At 70.5% G+C, this 20,395-nt stretch carries 18 protein-coding genes; 8 read left to right on the top strand and 10 right to left on the bottom strand.

From position 1 onward, the window contains the following. The first annotated feature begins 44 nt into the window (after positions 1-44). The gene (locus D3H34_RS27410) at positions 45-1,187 is read left to right on the top strand and encodes a toxin-antitoxin system YwqK family antitoxin (RefSeq protein WP_119557723.1); all 1,143 of its coding nucleotides are present in this window, start codon (positions 45-47) and stop codon (positions 1,185-1,187) included. Between the two features lie 115 nt (positions 1,188-1,302). On the opposite strand, the gene D3H34_RS27415 is transcribed toward D3H34_RS27410, so the two are convergent. The 3 genes from D3H34_RS27415 to D3H34_RS27425 are packed head-to-tail and all read right to left on the bottom strand — an operon-like array spanning position 1,303 to position 4,275. Next, positions 1,303-2,277 (bottom strand): Bug family tripartite tricarboxylate transporter substrate binding protein, encoded by a 975-nt coding sequence (locus D3H34_RS27415; RefSeq protein ID WP_119557667.1) that lies wholly within the window; start codon positions 2,275-2,277, stop codon positions 1,303-1,305. Between the two features lie 4 nt (positions 2,278-2,281). Next, a complete protein-coding gene (locus tag D3H34_RS27420; protein ID WP_119557669.1) occupies positions 2,282-2,518 on the bottom strand; it encodes a hypothetical protein in 237 nt (78 codons plus the stop codon). Then, complete coding sequence (locus D3H34_RS27425; RefSeq protein ID WP_119557671.1) at positions 2,515-4,275, bottom strand: FAD-dependent monooxygenase; 1,761 nt, start codon at positions 4,273-4,275, stop codon at positions 2,515-2,517. Before D3H34_RS27425 ends, D3H34_RS27420 begins: the two co-directional genes overlap by 4 nt. Before the next feature lie 84 nt (positions 4,276-4,359). On the opposite strand from D3H34_RS27425, the gene D3H34_RS27430 reads away from it, so the two are divergent. Then, positions 4,360-5,148 carry a helix-turn-helix transcriptional regulator gene (locus tag D3H34_RS27430; protein WP_119557673.1) on the top strand — a complete coding sequence of 263 codons (789 nt, stop codon included), beginning with the start codon at positions 4,360-4,362 and terminating at the stop codon, positions 5,146-5,148. Here D3H34_RS27430 and D3H34_RS27435 read toward each other — a convergent pair. Together D3H34_RS27435 and D3H34_RS27440 are read right to left on the bottom strand one after the other, a co-directional pair. Continuing rightward, the gene (locus D3H34_RS27435; RefSeq protein WP_119557675.1) at positions 5,135-6,262 is read right to left on the bottom strand and encodes a zinc-dependent alcohol dehydrogenase family protein; all 1,128 of its coding nucleotides are present in this window, start codon (positions 6,260-6,262) and stop codon (positions 5,135-5,137) included. The two genes, D3H34_RS27430 and D3H34_RS27435, sit on opposite strands and share 14 nt — an antisense overlap. 120 nt (positions 6,263-6,382) lie before the next feature. Continuing rightward, entirely contained in the window at positions 6,383-7,483 is a 1,101-nt protein-coding gene (locus D3H34_RS27440) for a fumarylacetoacetate hydrolase family protein (RefSeq protein ID WP_119557677.1), read from the bottom strand. Positions 7,484-7,602: 119 nt separating this feature from the next. On the opposite strand from D3H34_RS27440, the gene D3H34_RS27445 reads away from it, so the two are divergent. Together D3H34_RS27445 and D3H34_RS27450 are read left to right on the top strand one after the other, a co-directional pair. Continuing rightward, the gene (locus D3H34_RS27445; RefSeq protein ID WP_119557679.1) at positions 7,603-8,790 is read left to right on the top strand and encodes a DUF3108 domain-containing protein; all 1,188 of its coding nucleotides are present in this window, start codon (positions 7,603-7,605) and stop codon (positions 8,788-8,790) included. Positions 8,791-8,899: 109 nt separating this feature from the next. Beyond that, complete coding sequence (locus tag D3H34_RS27450) at positions 8,900-9,181, top strand: BTH_I0359 family protein (RefSeq protein ID WP_056577200.1); 282 nt, start codon at positions 8,900-8,902, stop codon at positions 9,179-9,181. A gap of 68 nt (positions 9,182-9,249) precedes the next feature. On the opposite strand, the gene D3H34_RS27455 is transcribed toward D3H34_RS27450, so the two are convergent. Further along, positions 9,250-10,305, bottom strand: a complete 1,056-nt coding sequence (locus D3H34_RS27455) for an AbrB family transcriptional regulator (RefSeq protein ID WP_119557681.1) — start codon at positions 10,303-10,305, stop codon at positions 9,250-9,252. Positions 10,306-10,369: 64 nt separating this feature from the next. On the opposite strand from D3H34_RS27455, the gene D3H34_RS27460 reads away from it, so the two are divergent. Beyond that, positions 10,370-11,230, top strand: a complete 861-nt coding sequence (locus tag D3H34_RS27460; RefSeq protein WP_119557683.1) for a ChaN family lipoprotein — start codon at positions 10,370-10,372, stop codon at positions 11,228-11,230. A gap of 1 nt (position 11,231) precedes the next feature. Next, positions 11,232-11,600 carry a VOC family protein gene (locus D3H34_RS27465; RefSeq protein WP_119557685.1) on the top strand — a complete coding sequence of 123 codons (369 nt, stop codon included), beginning with the start codon at positions 11,232-11,234 and terminating at the stop codon, positions 11,598-11,600. 23 nt (positions 11,601-11,623) lie between these two features. On the opposite strand, the gene aptA is transcribed toward D3H34_RS27465, so the two are convergent. Then, complete coding sequence (aptA, locus tag D3H34_RS27470; RefSeq protein WP_119557687.1) at positions 11,624-12,958, bottom strand: omega-aminotransferase AptA; 1,335 nt, start codon at positions 12,956-12,958, stop codon at positions 11,624-11,626. A 70-nt stretch (positions 12,959-13,028) separates the two neighbouring features. On the opposite strand from aptA, the gene purU reads away from it, so the two are divergent. Together purU and D3H34_RS27480 are read left to right on the top strand one after the other, a co-directional pair. Continuing rightward, on the top strand, positions 13,029-13,895 hold the full coding sequence (gene purU, locus D3H34_RS27475; RefSeq protein ID WP_119557689.1) for a formyltetrahydrofolate deformylase: 867 nt from the start codon (positions 13,029-13,031) through the stop codon (positions 13,893-13,895). Positions 13,896-13,924: 29 nt separating this feature from the next. After that, positions 13,925-15,166, top strand: a complete 1,242-nt coding sequence (locus D3H34_RS27480) for a S1 family peptidase (protein WP_119557691.1) — start codon at positions 13,925-13,927, stop codon at positions 15,164-15,166. Positions 15,167-15,202: 36 nt separating this feature from the next. Here D3H34_RS27480 and D3H34_RS27485 read toward each other — a convergent pair whose 3' ends face one another. From D3H34_RS27485 to D3H34_RS27495, 3 genes are all read right to left on the bottom strand, one after another. Continuing rightward, positions 15,203-15,577 (bottom strand): YXWGXW repeat-containing protein, encoded by a 375-nt coding sequence (locus tag D3H34_RS27485; RefSeq protein ID WP_119557693.1) that lies wholly within the window; start codon positions 15,575-15,577, stop codon positions 15,203-15,205. 112 nt (positions 15,578-15,689) lie between these two features. Then, positions 15,690-17,024: a GDSL-type esterase/lipase family protein gene (locus tag D3H34_RS27490; RefSeq protein WP_205736824.1), complete on the bottom strand. Its 1,335-nt coding sequence runs from the start codon at positions 17,022-17,024 to the stop codon at positions 15,690-15,692. Between the two features lie 65 nt (positions 17,025-17,089). Continuing rightward, positions 17,090-20,389, bottom strand: coding sequence for a carboxyl transferase domain-containing protein (locus tag D3H34_RS27495; RefSeq protein WP_119557695.1), 3,300 nt, complete (start codon positions 20,387-20,389; stop codon positions 17,090-17,092). Positions 20,390-20,395: the final 6 nt, after the last annotated feature.

Raw genomic sequence — 20,395 nt, forward strand, 5'->3', positions numbered from 1 at the left:
CTCCCGCCCCTCGGGCGCCCCGGGCGGCCGCGTCCCTCCTCGGCCTGGCCGCGATCACGCTGACGATTCTTCTGGGCGCCCCGGCGGTCCACGCGCAACAGGAGTGCGAACTCAACGGCCAGCACGTGAGCCCGGCCAATGGCAGCACCACCGCCGGCAAGACCGGCCTGATGCGCTGCAAGGACCGCCGCAGCGGCGAACTCCAGCGCGAGCAGCAGGTGCAGAACGGCGTGTTCATGGGCCTGGTGCGCTTCTACGAGAAGGGCAAGCTCGCGCGCGAGCACACCCTCAACGCCAAGGGCAACATGCACGGCCGCGCGCGCGAGTTCGCGCCCGGCGGCCAGGTGCTGCGCGACGCCATGTACGACGACGGCCAGGAGCGCGGCCTGGTGCGCAGCTTCTACCCCGGCGGCCAGTTGCGGCGCGCCACCTTCTACCCTGACCGCGGCACCGAGCGCGCCATGGTCGAGTTCACCGAGCGCGGCCAGATGTCGATGCTGCGCTGCGGCGAGGCCCCCGTGCTGGCGCCGGTCGCCGACGACGCGAAGCTGTGCGGCTTTGTGGGCGGGGCGTCGAGCGTCGACCTGTTCGACGCGCGCGGCACCCTGCGCTCGCGGCTGTCGTACCTGGCGGGCAAGCGCGTGCGCACGCAGGAGTTCTACGACAACGGCAAGCCCTCGGCGCTCGACGAAATCAGCGGCAGCCAGCGCCTGGAGCGCAGCTTTTCGTCAGAGGGCGTGAAGCGGCGCGAAACCGTGTGGCTGCTGGTCGGTCGCTCGTCGATCCGCCAGCGCGAGCAGGAGTTTTCGGACCGGGGAACGCTGGTGCGCGACCAGCGCTGGAACGCGTCGGGCGAGCCCGTGAGCGACGACAGCTACCACCTGAACGGCCAGCCGCGCAGCAAGGCCGTGTACAGCGGTTCGGGCAGCGAGCGCACGGTCGACGTGACCGAGTTCTACGACAGCGGCCAGCGCGCCGCGCAGGGCCGCTACCTCGCGCCGGGGCGCAGCCGGCAGGTGCCCGTGGGCACGCACCAGCGCTTCAATGAAAAGGGCGAGCCGCTGGCCGAGTCGGTCTTCGACGACAAGGGCCGCGTGACGCGCGAGCGCAGCTGGGACGAGAACGGCGAGCTGCAGCGCGACGATGAAGTCTTCGAGGACGGCTCGCGCAAAGCCTTCACCCGCTGACGCGCTCCATTCGCGAGACACCGCAGAACCGGCTTTGCCGGGCTGCAGGTGTCGCCCCCGGTAGGGGGTTGGCGAAGCGACACGAAGTGCGCGAAGCCTGGGGGCGAGCTTTTTTCTAGTCGAGCTTGATTCCCGCTTGCTTGATGATCGGCCCCCAGCGCTTCGACTCCGCGCGCGACAGCGCCGCGAACTGCGCCGGCGTGCCGGGCATGGCTTCCATGCCGAAGTCGTCGAAGCGCTTTTGCACGGCCGGCGTGCTGAAGGCCTTGTTCAGGTCGCTGTTGAGCTTGTTCACCACGGCCGCGGGCAGGCCGGCCGGGCCGAGGATGCCCTGGAACGCGAACACCTCGGTGTTGGGCACGCCCACTTCAGCCAGCGTCGGCACGTCGGGCAGGCGCTTGCTGCGCGCGCCCGAGCCGATGGCCAGCACGCGCACCTTGTTGCCCTGCATGATCGGCAAGCCCGAGGCCAGGTCCAGGAACATGCACGGCACCTGGCCGCCCATCACGTCGGCCATGGCCGGCGCCGCGCCGCGGTACGGGATGTGGGTGATGAAGGTGCCGGTGCGCGCCTTGAACATTTCCATCGCCAGGTGGTGCGGCGAGCCGTTGCCCGGCGAGGCGTAGTTGACCTTGCCGGGGTTGGCCTTCACGTAGGCCAGGAACTCCTTGAAGGTCTTGGCCGGAAAGTCGGGGTGCACCACCAGCGCGAGCGGGAACTTGCCGATGGCGCCGATGTAGCTGAAGTCCTTCTCGGGGCTGAAGGGCAGCTTGCCGAACAGGTGCTCGTTGAAGGCCAGCACGGCGTTGTCGGCCGAGAGGATGGTGTAGCCGTCGGGCTTGCTCTTGGCGACCAGGTCGGCGCCGATGTTGGTCGACGCGCCGGGGCGGTTGTCGACCACGATCTGCTGGCCCAGCGTCTGGCGCATGGCCTCGGCCAGCACGCGCGCGATCACGTCGGTGCCGCCGCCCGCGGGGTACGGCACGACCCACTTGATGAGCTGCGCGGGGTAGTCCTGTGCATGGGCGAAGGGGGCTGCGGCCACGGCGGCGCCGGAGGCGAGCGTGGCGAGAAGGGTGCGGCGATCCATGAGATCAATCTCCTGTTTGTTGTTCGGAAGCGGACAGCGATGGTACGGGCAGCGCGTGCAACGCGTCAGCCAGTGCGGCGCGGCAGCGCGACTCGTCGCCGACCTGCTCGAACAGCAGCAGCGCGAGCCGTGCGAGAAACAGCGATTCGCGTTCGGCACCGGCCTCGGTGACGGCACGCGCGCACTCGGCGTACAGGCGGTCGCGAGCGTCGGGGTGGAGCGAGGGGACGACAGTCGTCATGCGGAAATCTCCTGTGAGGTGGCGACCACGGCGACAGCAGCGCGGGCCAGCGCGGCGGGCAGTGCCCCGGCCGGCAGGCGATGCCAGCGCGCGGCCACGTGGCCGTCGGGGCGCAGCAGGTAGACGGCGCCGTCGCTGGCGCCGAGCGCGGCAAGCACGGCGTCGGACGCCTGCGCATCGGCGCCCTCGCCGTTCGGGCCGGCGATGGTGCGCACCGCGAAAGGCAAGGCGCCTTGCCGAGCCCGCGCGATGTCGGCGGCGGGCAGCGGCACCACGTCCGGCCGCAGCACCAGCAGCGTGAACACCGGGCCGATCCAGTCCGTCAGGTGGCCTTGCGCGAGCGGCTGCTCCGGCATCGCCTCGCCCGGCAGCGGCCCGGCGGGCAGCGTGTCGCCCGCGCTCGACAGTGCCGAGTCGTCGTAGCGCACGGCCTGTGTCTGGCGTGGGTTGATCAGTTGCGCGATGCCGCGGTGCGCCTCGGACAGCGACAGCGCCGCCTCGCGCAGCAGGTCGAAGCCGCGCGAGGGCGGCGACATGAATTCAGTGCTGCGCATCGCGCTCTCGGCGTTGATGTGGAAGGCCGCGATGCGCTCCTGCGAGTACGCATCGAGCAGCGCCGCGCCCGACAGGCCCTTGGCCACGAAGGCCAGCTTCCAGGCCAGGTTGTCGGCGTCGTCGAAGCCCGAGTTGAGCCCACGCACGCCGAAGATCGGCATCGCGTGCGCCGCATTGCCCGCGAACACGACGCGGCCGTGGCGGTAGCTGTCGAGCGTCATCGCGCCCGCACGGTAGACCGAGGTCCACACCGTCTTCCACGGCAGGTGACCTTCGCCGATGGCGTCGAGGTGGCGCTGCACGAACTCGGCCACGGCCGCGGGCTGCAGCGCGTCTTCGGTACTCTGGCCGGCGCGCAGCTGGTAGTCGATGCGCCAGATGTCGTCGGGCTGGCGGTGCATCAGCACCGTGGAGCCGGGGTTCCACGGCGGGTCGAACCACGCGCGGCGCTCGGTCGGCTGGCTGCTCTGGAGTTCGATGTCGATGATCACGTAGCGGCCTTCGTAGCCCGTGCCTTCGAGCGCCAGGCCGAGCGACTTGCGCACGAAGCTCTGGCCGCCGTCGCAGGCCGCGAGCCACTGGCCGCGCAGGCGGTAGGCGCCCAGGGCGTTGCGCACGTCGAGCGTCACACCGCCCTCGTCCTGCGCGAGCGCCGTGAGTTCGGTGCCCCAGCGGATGTCGACGAGCCCCGGCGTCGCCGCGTTGCGACGCTCGATCTCGTCCAGCAGGTACTGCTCGATGTAGTACTGCTCCAGGTTGATCATGGGCGGCAGCTTCTGCTGCGCGTCCTGCGGCATCTCGAAGCGGAACACCTCGGCCGTCTTGTAAAAGCTGCGGCCCACGCTCCACGGCAGGCCCTTGCCCAGGAAGGCCTGTAGCGCGCCCAGGCGCTCGACGATCTCCAGGCTGCGGCGCGAGATGCAGGCTGCGCGGCTGCCCACGCAGACCGTGTCGTCGGCCTCGAGCACCACGCTGCGCACGCCGTGGTTGGCCAGCCCCAGCGCCAGCGCCATGCCCACGGGGCCGCCGCCCGCGATCACGACGGGGTGGCTGCCGGGCTCCATGCCGCCGGCGTCGAGCGCGGGCAGCCGGGGCGCGAAGCGTGTGTAGTGGAAGGCGCCGACCGAGGGCGGCAGCTCGGTCGCGGACATCTGCGGCGGCACGGGGCCGGTGGCGGCGTCGGCGGTACGGGTGGTGGTCATGGAACGGGATTGTCCCGATGCAGCGCCCGCGCCAATGTCATAACTTCGTAGGAGGTATTTACCCTATTCCTCCTTCGAAACCCCATGAAACGCTGGCGCCTCCACCCTGCCGCCGACGCACAGCTCTCGGCGGTCGTCGTCGGCGACGTGCTGGCCGGCATCGGCACGCCGCACCTGGCGGCCAGCTGCCTCACGGCGATGCACCGCGTGATGCCCGTCACCTTCTGCACCGTGTTCGGCGTCGACGCCACCGGCCGCATCGAGACGGTGTCGGCTGCCAGCAGCTACGGCAACACGGCCGAGCGCACCGCCGAGCGCTACGTGGCGCAGCGCTTCGACCTGCTCGACCCCAACATGGCATGGCTGGCCGCGCGCAAGCTGCCGAAGCGCGCGCAGCTGTGGATGGGCCACCAGCACGGCGACGAGGTGGCCGACCCCGCCTATCGCGCGGCCTGCTACGGCGACGTGGGCATCCGCGAGCGCAGCTCGGTGCTGCTGCTGCGCCCCAGCGGCCAGCGCGTGGCCGTGAGCTTCTACCGCAGCCTGGCGCAGCCCGAGTTCGGCGAGACCGACTTCGCCGTCATCGCGGCCCATGCCACGCTGCTGGCCGACGCCGCCAGCGCCCACAGCCGCAGCGCGACGGCCGTGCACGAGGCGGCCGCGCCCACCCTCGCCTCGCGCCTGCTCACGCTGAGCCTGCGCGAGCGCGAGGTGATCGGCCACCTGATGGCCGGGCGCACCGCGAAGGACACGGCGCGCGCGCTGGGAGTCGAACTGAGCACGGTGCGCACCCACCAGTACCGCGCGTTCCGGCGGCTGGGCATCCGCACGCAGAAGGAGCTGCTGCGCGGGGCGGCCGTCACGGCATCGTGACGATCTGCCGGATGGCCTCGCCGCGCTGCAGGCGGTCGAAGCCCTCGTTGATCTCGTCGAGCTTCAGGCGCCCGGTCAGCAGCCGGTCCACCGGCAGCTTGCCCTGGCGGTACAGCGCAATGAAGCGCCCCAGGTCGCGCCGCGGCACGCAGCTGCCGAGGTAGCTGCCCTTCAGCGTGCGCTCCTCGGCCACGAGGTGCCAGACCGGCGTGTTCAGCGTCTGGATGGCCGCGGGCAGGCCGACGGTCACGGTGGTGCCGCCGCGGCGCGTGACCTTGTAGGCGAACTCCAGCGCCTTGGCCGAGCCCACCATCTCCAGCGCGTGGTCGACGCCGCCTTCGGTCATGTCACGCAGCCGCTTGGCCGCGTCGGGGTCGCTGGCGTCGACGCTGTCGGTGGCGCCCAGCGCGAGCGCGAAGTCGAGCTTGTCCTGTGCCAGGTCGACCGCGATCACGCGCGCGGCGCCCGCGGCCAGCGCGCCCATGAGCGCGGCCAGCCCGACGCCACCGAGCCCCACCACAGCCACGGTCTGGCCGGGCCGCACCTGCGAGGTGTTGACCACGGCGCCGACGCCCGTCACCACCGCGCAGCCGAACATGGCGGCGATCTCCAGCGGCAGCTCGCGATCGATCTTGTGCAGCGAGCGGCGCGACACCGTCGCGTACTCGGCGAAGGCCGACACGCCCACGAAATGGTCCATCGGCTCGCCGCGCAGCGACAGCCGCCGCGCGCCGCCCAGCAGCGTGCCCGCCACGTTGGCCGCACCGCCGGGCTCGCACAGCGCGGGGCGCCCCTCGGCGCACGGCGCGCAGTGGCCGCAGCTGGGCACGAATACCAGGATCACGTGGTCGCCCGGCGCCAGGTCGGTCACGCCCTCGCCCAGCGCCTCGACCACGCCGGCCGCCTCGTGGCCCAGCACGATGGGCGTGCGGCGCGGCCGGTCGCCGTTGAGGATCGACAGGTCGGAATGGCACAGCCCCGCCGCCGCGATGCGCACCAGCACCTCGCCGGGGCCGGGCGGCGCCAGATCGACCTCCTCGATCTCGAGCGGTCGGCTCTGGGCATAGGGCATGGGCGCGCCGAGGCGCTGAAGGACGGCGGCACGGACTTTCATGGATCGAGGCTCCTTCGGTCGGATCGCTCCATCCTAGGCAGCACCCGCTGCGCAGGGTTGGGTTTTGTGGAACGGGGGCTTCCGGCCCGCCGAACGGGGAGAAACCCCGACGGGCCCCGGTCAGCCTTCGGCGGCGGGTTCCGCTGCGTTATCGGGGCCGGTGTCGATCTCGAGCTGCGGCCGGGTCAGCGACACCGGCGCCTCCACCGGCCGGCCGGCGGTCGACACGATCTCCTGGTCGATCGCGCCGAACAGCGAGCGCCCGTCCAGGCCCTTCATCTCGATGCGGATGGTGTCGCCGAACTTCATGAAATCGGTGGCCGGCGCGCCGTCCTGGATGGTCTCGATGCAGCGCTTCTCGGCGATGCACGAGTAGCCCTTGGGCCATTCCATGCGGCCGTTCTTCTCGACGCCCTTGTTGCTCACGGTGCCGCTGCCCACGATGCTGCCGGCGCGCACGTTGCGCGTCTTGGCGATGTGGGCGATGAGCTGGCCGAAGTGGAAGGTCATCTCGGGGCCGGCGTCGCACAGGCCGACCTTGCGGCCGTTCCAGCTGCTTTGCAACGCCAGGTGCACGCGGCCGTCCTGCCAGGCGGCGCCGATCTCGTCGAGCGTGACGGCCACGGGGCTGAAGGCGGTGGCGGGCTTGCTCTGGAAGAAGCCGAAGCCCTTGGCCAACTCGGCCGGAATGAGATTGCGCAGGCTCACGTCGTTGGCCAGCATCACGAGGCGGATGCCGTCCAGCGCCTGGTCGGGCGTGGCGCCCATCTTCACGTCGCCGGTGATGACGGCGATCTCGGCCTCGAAGTCGATGCCCATGGCCTCGCTGGGCACGACGACGTCGTCGACCGGGCCCAGGAAGTCGTCGCTGCCGCCCTGGTACATGAGCGGGTCGGTGTAGAAGCTCTCCGGCACTTCGGCGTTGCGCGCCTGGCGCACCAGCTCGACGTGGTTCAGGTAGGCCGAGCCGTCGGCCCACTGGTAGGCGCGCGGCAGCGGCGCCATGCACTGGGCCGGGTCGAACGGAAAGGCGTGGCGCGCGCGGCCGTGGTTGAGCGCGTCGTACAGGTCCTGCAGCTGCGGGCTCATGAAGCCCCAGTCGTCCAGCACCTGCTGCAGCCGGTGGGCGATGCCGGTGGCGTAGTGGGCGAGCGTGAGGTCGCGCGAGACGACGACCAACTGGCCGTCGCGCGAGCCGTCCTTCAGGGTGGCGAGTTTCATGATGCGGGCGTAAGACAGGAACAGGGCGCGGCGCCGCGCCCACTAAACTGGTTGAACGGGCGGCAGTGTACCGAGGCGATCTTCGTGAACCTCGGCGCCGGCGTCCACTCCACACACCCATGTCGTCGACGCACGCCGCGCCTTCACCGCTGTCCCTCGGCCTGCCCGGACGTCCGTCCTGGCGCGCGCTCGCGGGACTGACGCTGGGGGTGGCGCTGGCGCACCTGCTGTTGCTCGGGCTGGCGCCGATGGCCATGGGGCCGGAGCCTTCGCCGCTGGCCAGCAAGTTCATCACGCGCACGATCGTGATCGCGCCGCCCGCGTCGCAGGCGCCCGCGGCACCGGCCGCCGCACCGGTCGAGGCCAAGCCGCCCCCACCGCCCAAGCCCCGGCGTCCGCGCGAAGCGTCGGTGCCCCGGGCCAAGCCGACGCCCAAGCCTGTACCGGACGCGCCAGCACAGACGCCCCCTGAGACACCCGCCGAGACGCCCGACCTGACAGCCCAAACCGCTACAGATTCAGGAGCAACGCCCCCCGAGACACCCGCCAGCGCCCCGGCCGCCGCCGCTGCGGGCAACACGGCCGGCGGAACGCCGGGCGGCACGGCAGCCGCCGGCAGCGAGGCCTCGGGCACCATCGCCGGCACCCAGGCGCTGCGGATTCCGGGCTCGGTCACGCTCGATTTCGAAGCCACGGGCCAGACCGGCGCCTCGCCGCAGCGCGGCGTGTTCGGCGAGCTGGTCTGGCTGCAGGACGGCAGCCGCTACGACGGCCGACTGACGCTCAAGGCGGTGTTCTTCACCCTGCTGAACTGGCACAGCACCGGCAAGATCGGCCCGTCGGGCCTGGAACCCGAGCGGTATTCGGAAAGCCGCAAGGCCGAGGTCGCCTCGCATTTCGTGCGTGACCAGGGGAAGATCATCTTCAGCAACAACGCGCCCCCGGTGCCGCTGCAGCCCGGCGCGCAGGACCGCATGAGCGTCATGATGCAGCTGGGCGGCCTGCTGGCGGCCAGCCCGGCGCGGTACCCAGCCGGCACCCGGATCTCGGTCCAGACCGTGGGCGTGCGCGACGGCGACGTCTGGGTCTTCGTGGTCGGCGACGAGGAGCAGCTGACGCTGCCGGCCGGCGAATACACCGCGCGCAAGCTCACCCGCACGCCCCGCAAGGAATTCGACCGGAAGCTGGAGCTCTGGCTGGCACCCAGATACGGCTATTTGCCCGTGCGCATCAAACAAACCGAGGCAAACGGCGACTTTGCTGACGCCCAATTGCGCAAACCCCTACCCGAAACGCCCGCGAATTGAGGCAAAAAGGCTCACATATCAACGGCCTGACGACAACTGTTCTTGAAACTGGCGCGTTGATTGCTATCTAACCCCCATGAACGCCATCGACATCCTCACAGGGCCCGCCATGAACATGCTTTACGACTCCGAGTCCTTCGTCGTCGTGCACGTGCAGCCGAATGACGGCGACGAGCCCAGCACGAAGCCCAACGGCCCCGTGCTGGAGCGTCACGGCTTCGAGATCGTCGACAAGCGATCGGGCAAGGAGGTCTACCTCGACGGTTCTTGGGCCGAGCTGTTCCAGCAGCAGATCGCCGCCTGGCAGCTCAACACGCCCACGCAGGAAGAGGTCGAGGACACGCTCGAGGGCTACGCCGAACTGGCGCACACCCCGGTGCTGGTGCACTGAGCAGGCAAACGGCCTCGCCTGAATAAAAAAAGCGCCCCGCGGGGCGCTTTTTCTTTACCGGTGCGCCTTCAGCGCTCAGTCCACCGGTACATCGGCCCCACGATCAGCAGCACCGCCACCAGCCGGCACACCTGGAACGCCGTGACCACCGGCACGCCCAGCTGCAGCACCTTGGCCGTGATCGACATCTCGGCAATGCCGCCGGGCGAGGTGCCCAGGATCATCGTGGCCGGGTGCAGCCCCGTCGCCCCCGCCAGCAGCCAGGCCGCGCCGGCGCACAGCACCAGCATGCCGACCGTGCCCAGCGCCACCGAGCCGAGCCATCGCGGCGCCGTGTGCAGGAACTCGCGGCTGAAGCGCACGCCCAGGCTCACGGCGATCACGAGCTGCGCGGTGTTCGACAGCCAGGTCGGCACGGCCGACAGCGACTGCCCCGCCACCGTGAAGCCCATCGCCACCAGCAGCGGCCCCATGAACCACGGATTCGTGCGGCCCAGCGCCCGCATCGCCAGCCCGCCCACGCCGGTGGCCAGCGCCAGCAGGGTCAACCCGGCCGGGTTCACCTCGCGCACGCCGGGCGGGTTGATCTCCAAGCCATGCAGCCCGCTCCACTGCATCGCGAACGGGATCGTCACCGTCACCACCATCAGCCGCAGGCTGTGCGCGGCGGCCACGAGGTCGGTGCGTGCGCCGGCCGATTCGGCCAGCAGCGTCATCTCCGAGGCGCCGCCGATGGCGCCCGCGAAGTAAGTCGTGGCTCTCATGGATTTCGCCGGCACATGCGGCATGCGCGCCGCATGCACCCGGTGCAGCCAGCGGCCGAAGGCCCAGCCCAGCAGCAGCGCCCAGCCGATGGCGAGCAGGATCGCCCACCACACGCCGGCCACCAGCGTCACCACCTGCGGCGTGAAATACAGGCCCAGCGCCGTGCCGATGACCCATTGCCCCATGTTGCGCAGCGGCGTGTGGCTCGCGGTCGGCAGGCCGGCGATCGAGGCCAGCGACACCGCGAACAGCGGGCCGATCATCCAGGGCAGCGGGGTGTGCAGCGCGACACAGGCGAGCGCGGCGGCCAGGGCCAGCAGCAGCGTGGCCAGCACGCGGAGGGGAAAACGGAACGACACGGGCAGGGAAAGCAGCGGAAAAGGACGACATCCCGGGGCGGGGTGCGGGGCATAGTATGGCGGGATGCGTTTTCGCCCTCTTCGCCCTCTGTACGCTTCCCGGCTCGTCGCGCCCCTCCTCGCCGCAGCCCTGCTCGCCGGCTGCGCGGCCTTCTCCGCCGGTGCGCACGGGCCCGACGTGCCTGTGGCGCGCCGCGTCGCCGCCCTGCTGCCGACCGACGTGTTGCTGCTCGGCGAGCAGCACGACGCGCCTGAACACCACGCCCTCGAACGCGAGACCGTGCAGGCCCTGGCCGGACGCGGCCAGTTCGCCGCGCTGGCGCTGGAGATGGCCGAGGAAGGCCGCAGCAGCGCCCGCCTGCCCGCCGACGCGACCGACGCACAGGTGCAGACCGCCCTCGGCTGGAGCGACAAGGCCTGGCCCTGGACGCGCTACGGCCCCAGCGTGATGGCGGCCGTGCGCGCCGGCGTGCCGGTGGTCGGCGCCAACCTGCCGCGCGCGCGCATGAAGGACGCGATGGCCGACGTCTCGCTCGACGTGCAGCTCAACGGCGAGGCCTACACCATGCAGCAGGAGGCCGTGCGCGAAGGCCACTGCAAGCTGCTGCCCGAATCGCAGATCGGCCCGATGACGCGCATCCAGGTCGCGCGCGACCGCGCCATGGCGCAAGCGGTGGTGAAGGCCCGGCAACCGGGCAAGACGGTGCTGCTGATCGCGGGCGCCGGCCACGTCACCAAGGTGCTGGGCGTGCCGCAACACCTGCCGACCGACGTGTCGGTGAAGACCGTCCGCCTGCAGGCCGGCGGCCCGGCCGAGGACGACACCGCCGCCTACGACGCCACCTGGCGCACGCCGGCGATGCCCGAGAAGGACTACTGCGCCGAGCTCAGGCAGCCGACCCAGCCTGCCACCAAACGGCCTTGAGATGAACCCTGTCTCCTACTTCGAGATCCCGGTCCGGGACATGGAGCGGGCCCTGCGCTTCTACGGCGCGGTCTTCGACTGCGCCTTCGAACGCGCGACCGTCCATGGCAACGACATGGCGTTCTTTCCCCATGCCGAGGGCGCCCCCGGTGCGAGCGGCGCGCTGGCGAAAGGCGACAGCTACCTGCCGGGGAAATCCGGCGCACGCCTTTACTTCAGCGTGACCGACATCCAGGCCACGCTGGGCCGGGCCGTCGCGGCAGGCGGCGCCGTCCTCTTTCCGGAAACCGAAGCGGGAAGCTTCGGTCGTGTGGCGGAGTTCGAGGACCTGGAAGGCAACTGCATCGCGCTGCACACCGCACCGCGATAAGGTGAACAGGTCCTCGCCGCCGCTCAGGCGTGCTTCTTGATCGAATCCGCCAGCGTGTTGACCAGCGTGTCGATGTGCTGCTTCTCGACGATGTAGGGCGGCGCGATCACCAGCACGTCGCCCGCGGCCCGCACCAGCGCGCCCTTGTGGAAGCAGTCGAGGAAGACGTCATAGGCACGCTTGCCCGGTGAGCCTGCAATAGGCGCCAGTTCCACCGCCGAGGCCAGGCCCAGGCTGCGGATGCCGATCACGTTCGGCAGGCCCTTGAGGGTGCTGTGGAAGGCATCGCCCAGCACCTTGCCCATTTCGCCGGCGCGCGCGAAGAGGTTTTCTTCCTTGTAGAGATCGAGCGTGGCCACCGCTGCCGCACAGGCCACCGGGTGACCCGAGTAGGTGTAACCGTGGAAGAACTCGACCACGTGCTCGGGCGCGTCGGTCTTCATCATGGCGTCGTAGAGCTTGTCACGGCAGATCACGCCGCCCAGCGGGATCACGCCGTTGGTCACGCACTTGGCGAAGTTCAGCATGTCGGGCACCACGCCGAAGAAGTCGGACGCGAAGTTGGTGCCCATGCGGCCGAAGCCGGTGATGACCTCGTCGAAGATCAGCAGGATGCCGTGCTTGTCGCAGATCTCGCGCAGGCGCTTCAGGTAACCCTGGGGCCCCAGGTACCAGCCGGCCGAGCCGGCCACCGGCTCCACGATGATCGCCGCCACGTTGCTCGGGTCATGCAGCGGCAGGATGCGCGTTTCGAGCTCGACCAGCGGGTCTTCGGCCCACACCGGCTCCTGGTTGTGGATGTAGGCATGGTTCACCGGGTCATGGATGAAGCGCATGTGGTCCACGCGCGGCAGGAAGGCCGAGCCGAACACCTTGCGGTTACCCGGAATGCCGCCCACCGACATGCCGCCGAAGCCCACGCCGTGGTAGCCCTTCTCGCGGCCGATGAAGACGTTGCGGTGCCCCTCGCCGCGCGCGCGGTGGTAGGCCAGCGCCACCTTCATCGAGGTGTCTGCGGCCTCGGAACCCGAATTGCAGAACAGCACCTTGTTCAGGTCGCCCGGGGCCAGCGCGGCGATCATCTCGGCCGCCTTGAAGGCCTTGTCGTTGCTGACCTGGAAGGCGGTGGCGTAGTCGAGCGTGTCCAGCTGCTTCTTGATCGCCTCGTTGATCGGCTTGCGGTTGTGGCCCGCGCCCACGCACCACAGCGACGAGATGCCGTCGATCACCTGCTTGCCGTCGTGCGTGGTGAAGGTCATGCCGTCGGCCGCCACGAAGACCCGCGGGTCTTTCCTGAAATGGCGGTTGGGCGTGAAGGGCAACCACTGGTTGTCCATGTTGAAGTCCTGGAAGGCCATGTCTCGCTCCTGCGGGTTTGTGTGGGGGGAGAATCGCGATTCTGGCACCCCTGCGACAATCCTGCCCCTGATGACGACCACTACGCCCACCTCGCCTGCCTACATCCTGAACCTCTCCTGTCCCGACCGGACAGGCATCGTGCACGCCGTGTCGGGCTTCCTGCTCGAGCGCGGCGCCAACATCGAAGAGGCCGCCCAGTACAACGACCACGGCACCGGCCTGTTCTTCATGCGCGTGCGCTTCGCCTGCGGCGACCACAGCGAAGCCGTGCTGCGCGAAGAGCTCAAGGCCTTCGCCACCGGCTTCGGCATGAGCCTGCAGCTGCACGCCGCCGCCGAGCCGATGAAGACCGTGATCCTGGTCAGCAAGGAAGGCCACTGCCTGAACGACCTGCTGTTCCGCTGGAAGAGCGGCCTGCTGTCGATCGACGTGCGCGCCATCATCTCGAACCACCGCGACTTCTACCAACTGGCCGCCAGCTACAACGTGCCTTTCCACCACATCCCGGTGACGGCCGCGACCAAGGCGCAGGCCGAGGCGAAGCAGCTGGAGATCATCGAGGCCGAAGGCGCCGAACTCGTGGTGCTCGCGCGCTACATGCAGATTTTGAGCAACGACCTGTGCAAGAGCCTGGCCGGTCGCGCGATCAACATCCACCACTCGTTCCTGCCCAGCTTCAAGGGCGCCAAGCCCTACTACCAGGCACACGACCGCGGCGTGAAGCTGATCGGTGCCACCGCCCACTACGTGACGGCCGACCTCGACGAAGGCCCGATCATCGAACAGGACGTGGCCCGCGCCGACCACACCGACACGGTGGAAGACCTCACGGCCCGCGGCCGCGACACCGAAAGTCAGGTGCTGGCCCGCGCCGTGAAATGGCACAGCGAGCACCGCGTGCTGCTCAACGGCCACCGCACGGTCGTGTTCCGCTGACCAGCTAGCAACTCTCTCGCCGCTCCCAGATGCGCCTGCAGCTTCCGCTTTTCGCTCTTGCTGCCGCACTGGCAGCGCCCCTCAGCTTCGCCCAGGACGCACGCGCCGGCGGCGCCCCGCTGGCGCCCGACGCGCTGTTCGCGCGCGTCTCGCCCAGTGTCTGGGTGGTGCAGGCCAGCGACGCCCAGGGCAAGCTCCTGGCCACCGGCAGTGCGGTCGCGACCGGCCCGGGCGCGGCCGTCACCAGCTGCAAGCTGCTGGCCAAGGCGAGCGCCGTGGTGCTGCGTCGCGAGAACGTGAGCTATGGCGCCGTGCTGGAGCACCCCGACGTCGAACGCGACCTGTGCCAGTTGCGCATCGCGAACCTCGCGTCGCCGGCCCTGGGCATCGTGCCCACGGGGGCGCTGCAGGTCGGGATGCCGCTGTACGTCATCGGATCGCCCAGTGGGCGCGAACTGACGCTCGGTGTTTCGATGCTGGGCGGCGTGCGCCGCAATGCGGCGGGCGCGCTCGAGTCGCTGCAGCTGGCCACGCCGACCGAGGCGGGCCTGGCCGGTGCCGGACTGTTCGATGCGCAGGGACGTCTGGTGGGACTGGTCGGAGGCTCGGCCCCGGTGAACCTCGCCATGCCGGCCGCGTGGATCGCGGAGCTGCCGACGCGCGGCCAACGCGCCATCGAGCGCCTCGCCACGCAGCCCGCGCCGCCCAACCTCTTGCGCCCGAGCCTCGTGGAGTACCAGCTGCACGACCGCCTCACCAACTTGCACCGCAAGGTGGTCTACCGCGCGGACGCCGCCACCACGAGCGACGATCGCCTCAGCTTCAACAACGGCGGCTGGGTCGAGAAGCCGGGTGGCGAGGTGATCGGTGTCACGGCGGCCGTGGCCGGCGAGTTCGACGGCGTCATGCCGCCGGGCGGCTGGGCCCGGCCGGGCCCGGAATCCGGCGCCTCCTGGGCCACGAAGTACGACGCCACCACGGGCGGCACGCGCATCAACATGGACCTGCGCGCCAACGTGGTGGACGACGCCGTCATGCTGCCCGTCAACGGCCGCGAGATGAAGGTGATGAAGATCGACTACCGGGGCTACACCCAGCGCTCCGCGAACGCGGGCGCCGCGAGCGGCATCCTGTCCGGGACCTACCGCGCCAGCGTGTGGTTTTCGCCGGAACTGGGCCGCGTGGTCCGCTTCGAGGTGCAGACACGCGGCGGCGCCGGGGGCGGCGCGTTCCAGGTCAGCGAAGTGCTCGAGCTGGTGAACATCCGCTAGCCTGGCATCGCGCCGCGCGCGCTATCGATTCATCGATCAATAGCGATTGGGGTTGTTCGGGCGCCGGTCGTGGCGGTTGGGCACGCCGTCGCCGTCACGGTCCCAACGGCCGCGGTTGTATTCCCAGCGGCCATTGTTCTCGCGCCATTCCGGCGCGCGGTAGGCATAGCCCGGGCGTGCGCGCACATAGACGCCGCGCACCCACACATGGCGACCGCCACGCCACTCGTAGTGACCCGGCGACCACACGTAGCCGCGACGCGGCGGCGGCACGCGCTCGTAGCGCGGCGCGGGCGGCGGCCCCTGGATGGTGATCACCGCCTGCGCCTGCGCGGCCGTGGGGACGGTCAGGGCGCCCACCGACAGCAGCGAGGCGGCACCGATGGAAAGAGCGACTGCGAGTGTTTTCATGAGAAAGCCCTCATGTTGTTGGAGGAGCCTTCATGCTGACGGGACCGTGTGAAGCGCCTGTAAGCGCCGCGCGAAATCTTGTGTAGAGCTGTTTCGCCCCCGTGCGGACGCTTTACTCCTGCAATTCGCGCAGATCGATGGCCGCGGCCATCGCCGCGTGGCCGGCCCGGTTGGGATGCAGGTGGTCGCCGCTGTCGAATGTGGGATTCAGCTGACGCGGCGCGGCGGGGTCGCGCAGCACGGCGTCGAAGTCGACCACGCCGTCCACGTCCTGGCGGCTGCGTACCCAGCGGTTCACAGCCTCGCGCATGGCCTCGTTGGCGTCGGTGCCGTAGAGCGTGTTGCCGAAGGGCGGCACCGTGCCCAGCAACACCTTCACGCCTTTGGCGCGCGCCTGCTTGACGAGCTGCCCCAGGCCCTCGGTGATGCGCTCTGCCGTGGGCACTTCGTGCGACGGCACCTTCAGGCCCGGGATGCCCGCGAAGATGGCGCGGCCGATGTCATTGGTGCCTAGCAGCACGACGACGTGCGTCACGCCGCTCTGGCCCAGCGCATCGCGCGCGAAGCGCGACAGGCCGTCGGGGCCGATGCCGTCCACGAGCAGCCGGTTGCCGCCGATGCCGGCGTTGATCACCGACACCGCATGCGCGGCCTGCGGACTGTCGCGCAGCCGCGTGGCGAGCATGTCGGGATACGCGCCCTCGCCCGACTCGCCGCCGCCCGCGGTGATCGAATCGCCGAAGGCCACGACGGTGCGCACGGGCTTCGTGGTGAGCACGTCGAGGCCGGTCACGATGTGGCTCATCGGCAGCGCCTGCGCCTTCGTCAGCCGGGGCGCCGAGACGGCGTTGCCATGCGCGAGCCAGCCCGTGTCGGAAGACAGCAGGTACATCGTGGCGAACGGCGTCGCGCGATCGAGAAAGAGGCTCACGGCCACGGCCTGGCCCGCCGCGACCGTCAGCGCCACGCCGTCGCTCCAGGCCTCCGCGCCGGGCGCCACGGTGACGCTGGCGCGCCCGCCGAAACGCAGCGTGCGCAGCGAAGCCGGCGAGACGGCATCGCCGCCCGTGCCCAAGGCCGCGGTGGCGGCGGCGATGCGCAGCGGCGCCTTGCCGAAGCGGTTGGACACGCGCACGCGGATGCGATCGCCGTCGAGCGTCGGCCGCATCATCTGGCGCAGGGTCTGGTTGCGGAACACATGGTCGCCCGGCCCGCCGATGGCGTTCGTGGCGGGGTTCGCGTCCAGCTCGGCGAAGTCGAGCGGTGCCACGGCCCAGCTCGCGACCCAGCGGGCCTCGACCGGCTGGCGCGCCGGCTGCTCCGCCTTCTCGGCCCACACCGCCTGCACACCCACGAGCAGCACCGCGAGGCCGAGAACGGCCAACCAGTGTGCAGGGGAGGAAGCGGCGTCGCGCAGAACGGCGCGCCAGCGGGCAAAGAGGTTCATGCGTGCAAAGCGGCCCAGTGTACGGAGCCGCCTTGCCCGCGAAGGTGACGAGGTCTAACCCGGGGTTACCAAGTGTCGACGTAGGCAGAGGCCGCCTCGACAGGCCGCGTCGCCGACGCCAGGCCGCGCACCAGCCAGGTGCGCGTCTCGGCCGGGTCGATCACGGCGTCGATCTCGAGCGTCTGCGCCATGTGGATGCCTTCGCCGTTCGTGTACTGCTGCGCCACCAGTTGCTTGAACAGCGCATCACGCTCGGCGCCTTCGGCCGCGGCTTCCAGCTCCTTGCGATAGCCCAGTCGCACCGCGCCTTCCAGGCCCATCGCGCCGAACTCGCCGGTGGGCCAGGCCACGGTGAACACGGGCGCGTCGAAGCCGCCGGCCGTCATGGCCTGCGCGCCCAGGCCGTAGCCCTTGCGCAGCACCACCGCGAAGAAGGGCACGCGCAGGTGCGAGGCCACCATGAACATGCGGCACACGTGACGCACCTGCGCCTGCGCCTCGACCTCGGGGCCGACCATGAAGCCGGGCGTGTCACACAAGGACACGATCGGCAGCCCGTGCGCATTGCACAGCTGCATGAAGCGCGCGGACTTGTCGGCCGCCTCCACGTCGATCGCGCCGCCCAGGTGGTGCGGGTTGTTCGCCATCAGGCCGACCGGCCTGCCCTCGATGCGCGCCAGTGCCGTGACGATGCCCGCGCCGAAGCCGGCACGCAGCTCGAGCACCGAGCCCGTGTCGGCCACGCCGCGCATCGCGGCGCGCACGTCGTACACGCGCAGCCGGTTCTCGGGCACCACGTGGCGCAGCGTGCGCGGGTCGGCGCACTGCCAGTCGCTCACCGGGCCCTGGAAGTACGAGAGGTACTGCTTCGCGGCAGCCACCGCGGCGGCTTCATCGTCCACGAGGATGTCGATCACGCCGTTGCGCGACTGCACGCTGCTCGGCCCGATCTGCTCGGGCGCGAAGGTGCCCAGGCCGCCGCCTTCGATCATCGCGGGGCCGCTCATGCCGATGTTGCTGCCCTTGGTGGCGATGATCACGTCGGTGCAACCCAGCAGCGCCGCGTTGCCCGCGAAGCAGCGGCCATGCACGATGCCGACGACGGGCACCTTGCCCGAGAGCGCGGCGAACTGGCTGAAGGTGTGGTTGTTCAGGCCCGCGACGATCGGCATGTCGGTGTCGCCCGGCCGGCCGCCGCCGCCTTCGGCGAACAGCACCACCGGCAGCTTGAGCTGGTGCGCCACCGCGAGCAGGCGGTCGGTCTTGTGGTGGTTGCGCATGCCCTGCGTGCCGGCCAGCACGGTGTAGTCGTAGGCCAGCACCGCGCAGCGCGATTTCTCGGGGCCGAACTGCTTCGCGTTGACGCTGCCCAGCCCTGTGACCATGCCGTCGGCCGGCGTGTTGGCGATGAGGTCTTCGAGCGAGCGGCGGCGCGTCTGCGCGGCAATGGCGAGCGCGCCGTACTCGATGAAGTTGCCGGGATCGCCTGCCATGTCGCACAGATCGGCGATGTTCTCGCGCGCGGTACGACCGCCCTGCGCGTGGCGCTTGTCGACCGCCGCCTTGCGGTTGGCGTCGAGCGTGAATGCGTGACGGTCGATGACCTTCTGCAGGTCGGGGCGGATCGTGTCGAGGTCGTGCGCGACACGCGCCTGCGCCTCGACGCCCTGCGCATCGACGGCCTCCAGCCGCACCAGCGACTGGCCTTCGACGAGGTAGTCGCCGGGCGCGGCCAGCAGCGCGAGCACGCGGCCGGCCACGGGCGCGTGCAGCAGGTGCTCCATCTTCATGGCTTCGAGCACGCCGAGCTGCGCGCCGGCGGGCAGCACATCGCCCACCGCGACTTCGAACTGCACCAGCTTCGCGGGCATCGGCGCCTTGACGGTGAGGCCGTCGTCGTCGCCCTCTTCCTGCGCTGCCTGCGCGCCGGAAGCCACGGGCGCGGTCACCTTCTTCGTGTGCTTTTCAAAGGCCTTCGCATCGGCGAGCAGATCGCCCAGGTGCGCCTCGACGAAGCGCGTGTGCACCGCCTGCGTGGCGAACTCGGGCCGTGCGGCAATGGCGCACAGCAGCGGCAGGTTGGTGGCGATGCCTTCGATGTGGCATTCGTCGAGCGCGCGCAGCGAGCGGCGCAGCGCGTCGGCGAAACGCGGCGACGGCGAATGCACGATGAGCTTGGCCAGCAGCGTGTCGTAGTGCGGCGAAGGCGCAAGGCCTGCGTAGCCGTGCGTGTCGACACGCACGCCGGGGCCGGCCGGCAGGTCGAAGCGCGCGAGCGTGCCGCCCGCGGGGCGCGCGTTGCCCTGCGCATCGAGCGTCTCGGCGTTGATGCGCCACTGCACCGCGAAGCCGCGCTGCGCCGCCGTGCGGTCGGCTTCCACGCCGAGTGCCGCCAGCGTTTGGCCGGCAGCGACTTCGATCTGCAGCTGCACGAGGTCCAGCCCCGTCACCGCTTCGGTCACCGTGTGCTCGACCTGCAGGCGCGGGTTCGCCTCGATGAAGACGAAAGGCAAGGTGGTCGATGCGGCATCGACCAGGAACTCGAAGGTGCCGAGGCCGCGATAGCCCACAGCCTTGGCCATGCGCAGCGCGGCCTGCGTGACCTGCGCGCGCAGCGGCTCGGGCAGCGACGGGCTGGGCGCGATCTCCACCAGCTTCTGGAAGCGGCGCTGCAGCGTGCACTCGCGCTCGCCGAGGCTGGCCACGGCGCTGCCGTCGCCCAGCACCTGCACCTCGATGTGCCGCGCGTTGCGCATCAGACGCTCGACGTACACGCCGTCGATGCCGAAGGCCGCCTTGGCCTCGGACATGCAGCGCGCATGCGCCTCGGGCAGCTCGTCGGCCGTGAGCACGGCGCGCATGCCGCGCCCGCCGCCACCGCCGATGGCCTTGACCATCACGCCCGCGCCCTGCGCATGCTGCTCGGCGAAGAAGGCCTGCGCCTGCGCGAGCGTCACCGCGCCCGTGCTGCCGGGCATCACGGGCACATCGCATTGCCCGGCCAGCGCGCGTGCGCGAGCCTTGTCGCCGAACAGGCCGAGCTGTTCGGGCGTGGGGCCGATGAAGACCAGACCCGCATCGGCGCAGGCCTGCGCGAAGTCGGCGCGCTCGCTGAGGAAGCCGTAGCCGGGATGCACCGCATCGCAGCCTTGCGACTTGGCCACCGCGATCAGCGCGGCGATGTCGAGGTAGGCCGAGGGGCCGGTCGCATCGAGCGCCACCGCCACGTCGGCCAGCTGCGCATGGAGCGCGGTCGCGTCGTCGCGCGCATGCACCGCGACGCTCGCGATGCCCAGGTCGCGCAGCGCGCGCACCAGGCGCACGGCGATCTCGCCGCGGTTGGCAATCAGAACTTTGGAAAACACGCAGTC

The sequence above is a fragment of the Acidovorax cavernicola genome (assembly GCF_003581445.1).

Bases quoted from the DNA above. Each gene is read 5' to 3' on its own strand.
- D3H34_RS27440 (WP_119557677.1), bottom strand. From the start codon at position 7,483: ATGAAACTCGCCACCCTGAAGGACGGCTCGCGCGACGGCCAGTTGGTC.
- D3H34_RS27445 (WP_119557679.1), top strand. From the start codon at position 7,603: ATGTCGTCGACGCACGCCGCGCCTTCACCGCTGTCCCTCGGCCTGCCC.
- D3H34_RS27420 (WP_119557669.1), bottom strand. From the start codon at position 2,518: ATGACGACTGTCGTCCCCTCGCTCCACCCCGACGCTCGCGACCGCCTG.
- D3H34_RS27485 (WP_119557693.1), bottom strand. From the start codon at position 15,577: ATGAAAACACTCGCAGTCGCTCTTTCCATCGGTGCCGCCTCGCTGCTG.
- aptA (WP_119557687.1), bottom strand. From the start codon at position 12,958: ATGGCCTTCCAGGACTTCAACATGGACAACCAGTGGTTGCCCTTCACG.
- D3H34_RS27450 (WP_056577200.1), top strand. From the start codon at position 8,900: ATGAACATGCTTTACGACTCCGAGTCCTTCGTCGTCGTGCACGTGCAG.
- D3H34_RS27435 (WP_119557675.1), bottom strand. From the start codon at position 6,262: ATGAAAGTCCGTGCCGCCGTCCTTCAGCGCCTCGGCGCGCCCATGCCC.
- D3H34_RS27460 (WP_119557683.1), top strand. From the start codon at position 10,370: ATGCGTTTTCGCCCTCTTCGCCCTCTGTACGCTTCCCGGCTCGTCGCG.
- D3H34_RS27480 (WP_119557691.1), top strand. From the start codon at position 13,925: ATGCGCCTGCAGCTTCCGCTTTTCGCTCTTGCTGCCGCACTGGCAGCG.
- D3H34_RS27490 (WP_205736824.1), bottom strand. From the start codon at position 17,024: ATGAACCTCTTTGCCCGCTGGCGCGCCGTTCTGCGCGACGCCGCTTCC.
- D3H34_RS27430 (WP_119557673.1), top strand. From the start codon at position 4,360: ATGAAACGCTGGCGCCTCCACCCTGCCGCCGACGCACAGCTCTCGGCG.
- D3H34_RS27415 (WP_119557667.1), bottom strand. From the start codon at position 2,277: ATGGATCGCCGCACCCTTCTCGCCACGCTCGCCTCCGGCGCCGCCGTG.
- purU (WP_119557689.1), top strand. From the start codon at position 13,029: ATGACGACCACTACGCCCACCTCGCCTGCCTACATCCTGAACCTCTCC.
- D3H34_RS27465 (WP_119557685.1), top strand. From the start codon at position 11,232: ATGAACCCTGTCTCCTACTTCGAGATCCCGGTCCGGGACATGGAGCGG.
- D3H34_RS27425 (WP_119557671.1), bottom strand. From the start codon at position 4,275: ATGACCACCACCCGTACCGCCGACGCCGCCACCGGCCCCGTGCCGCCG.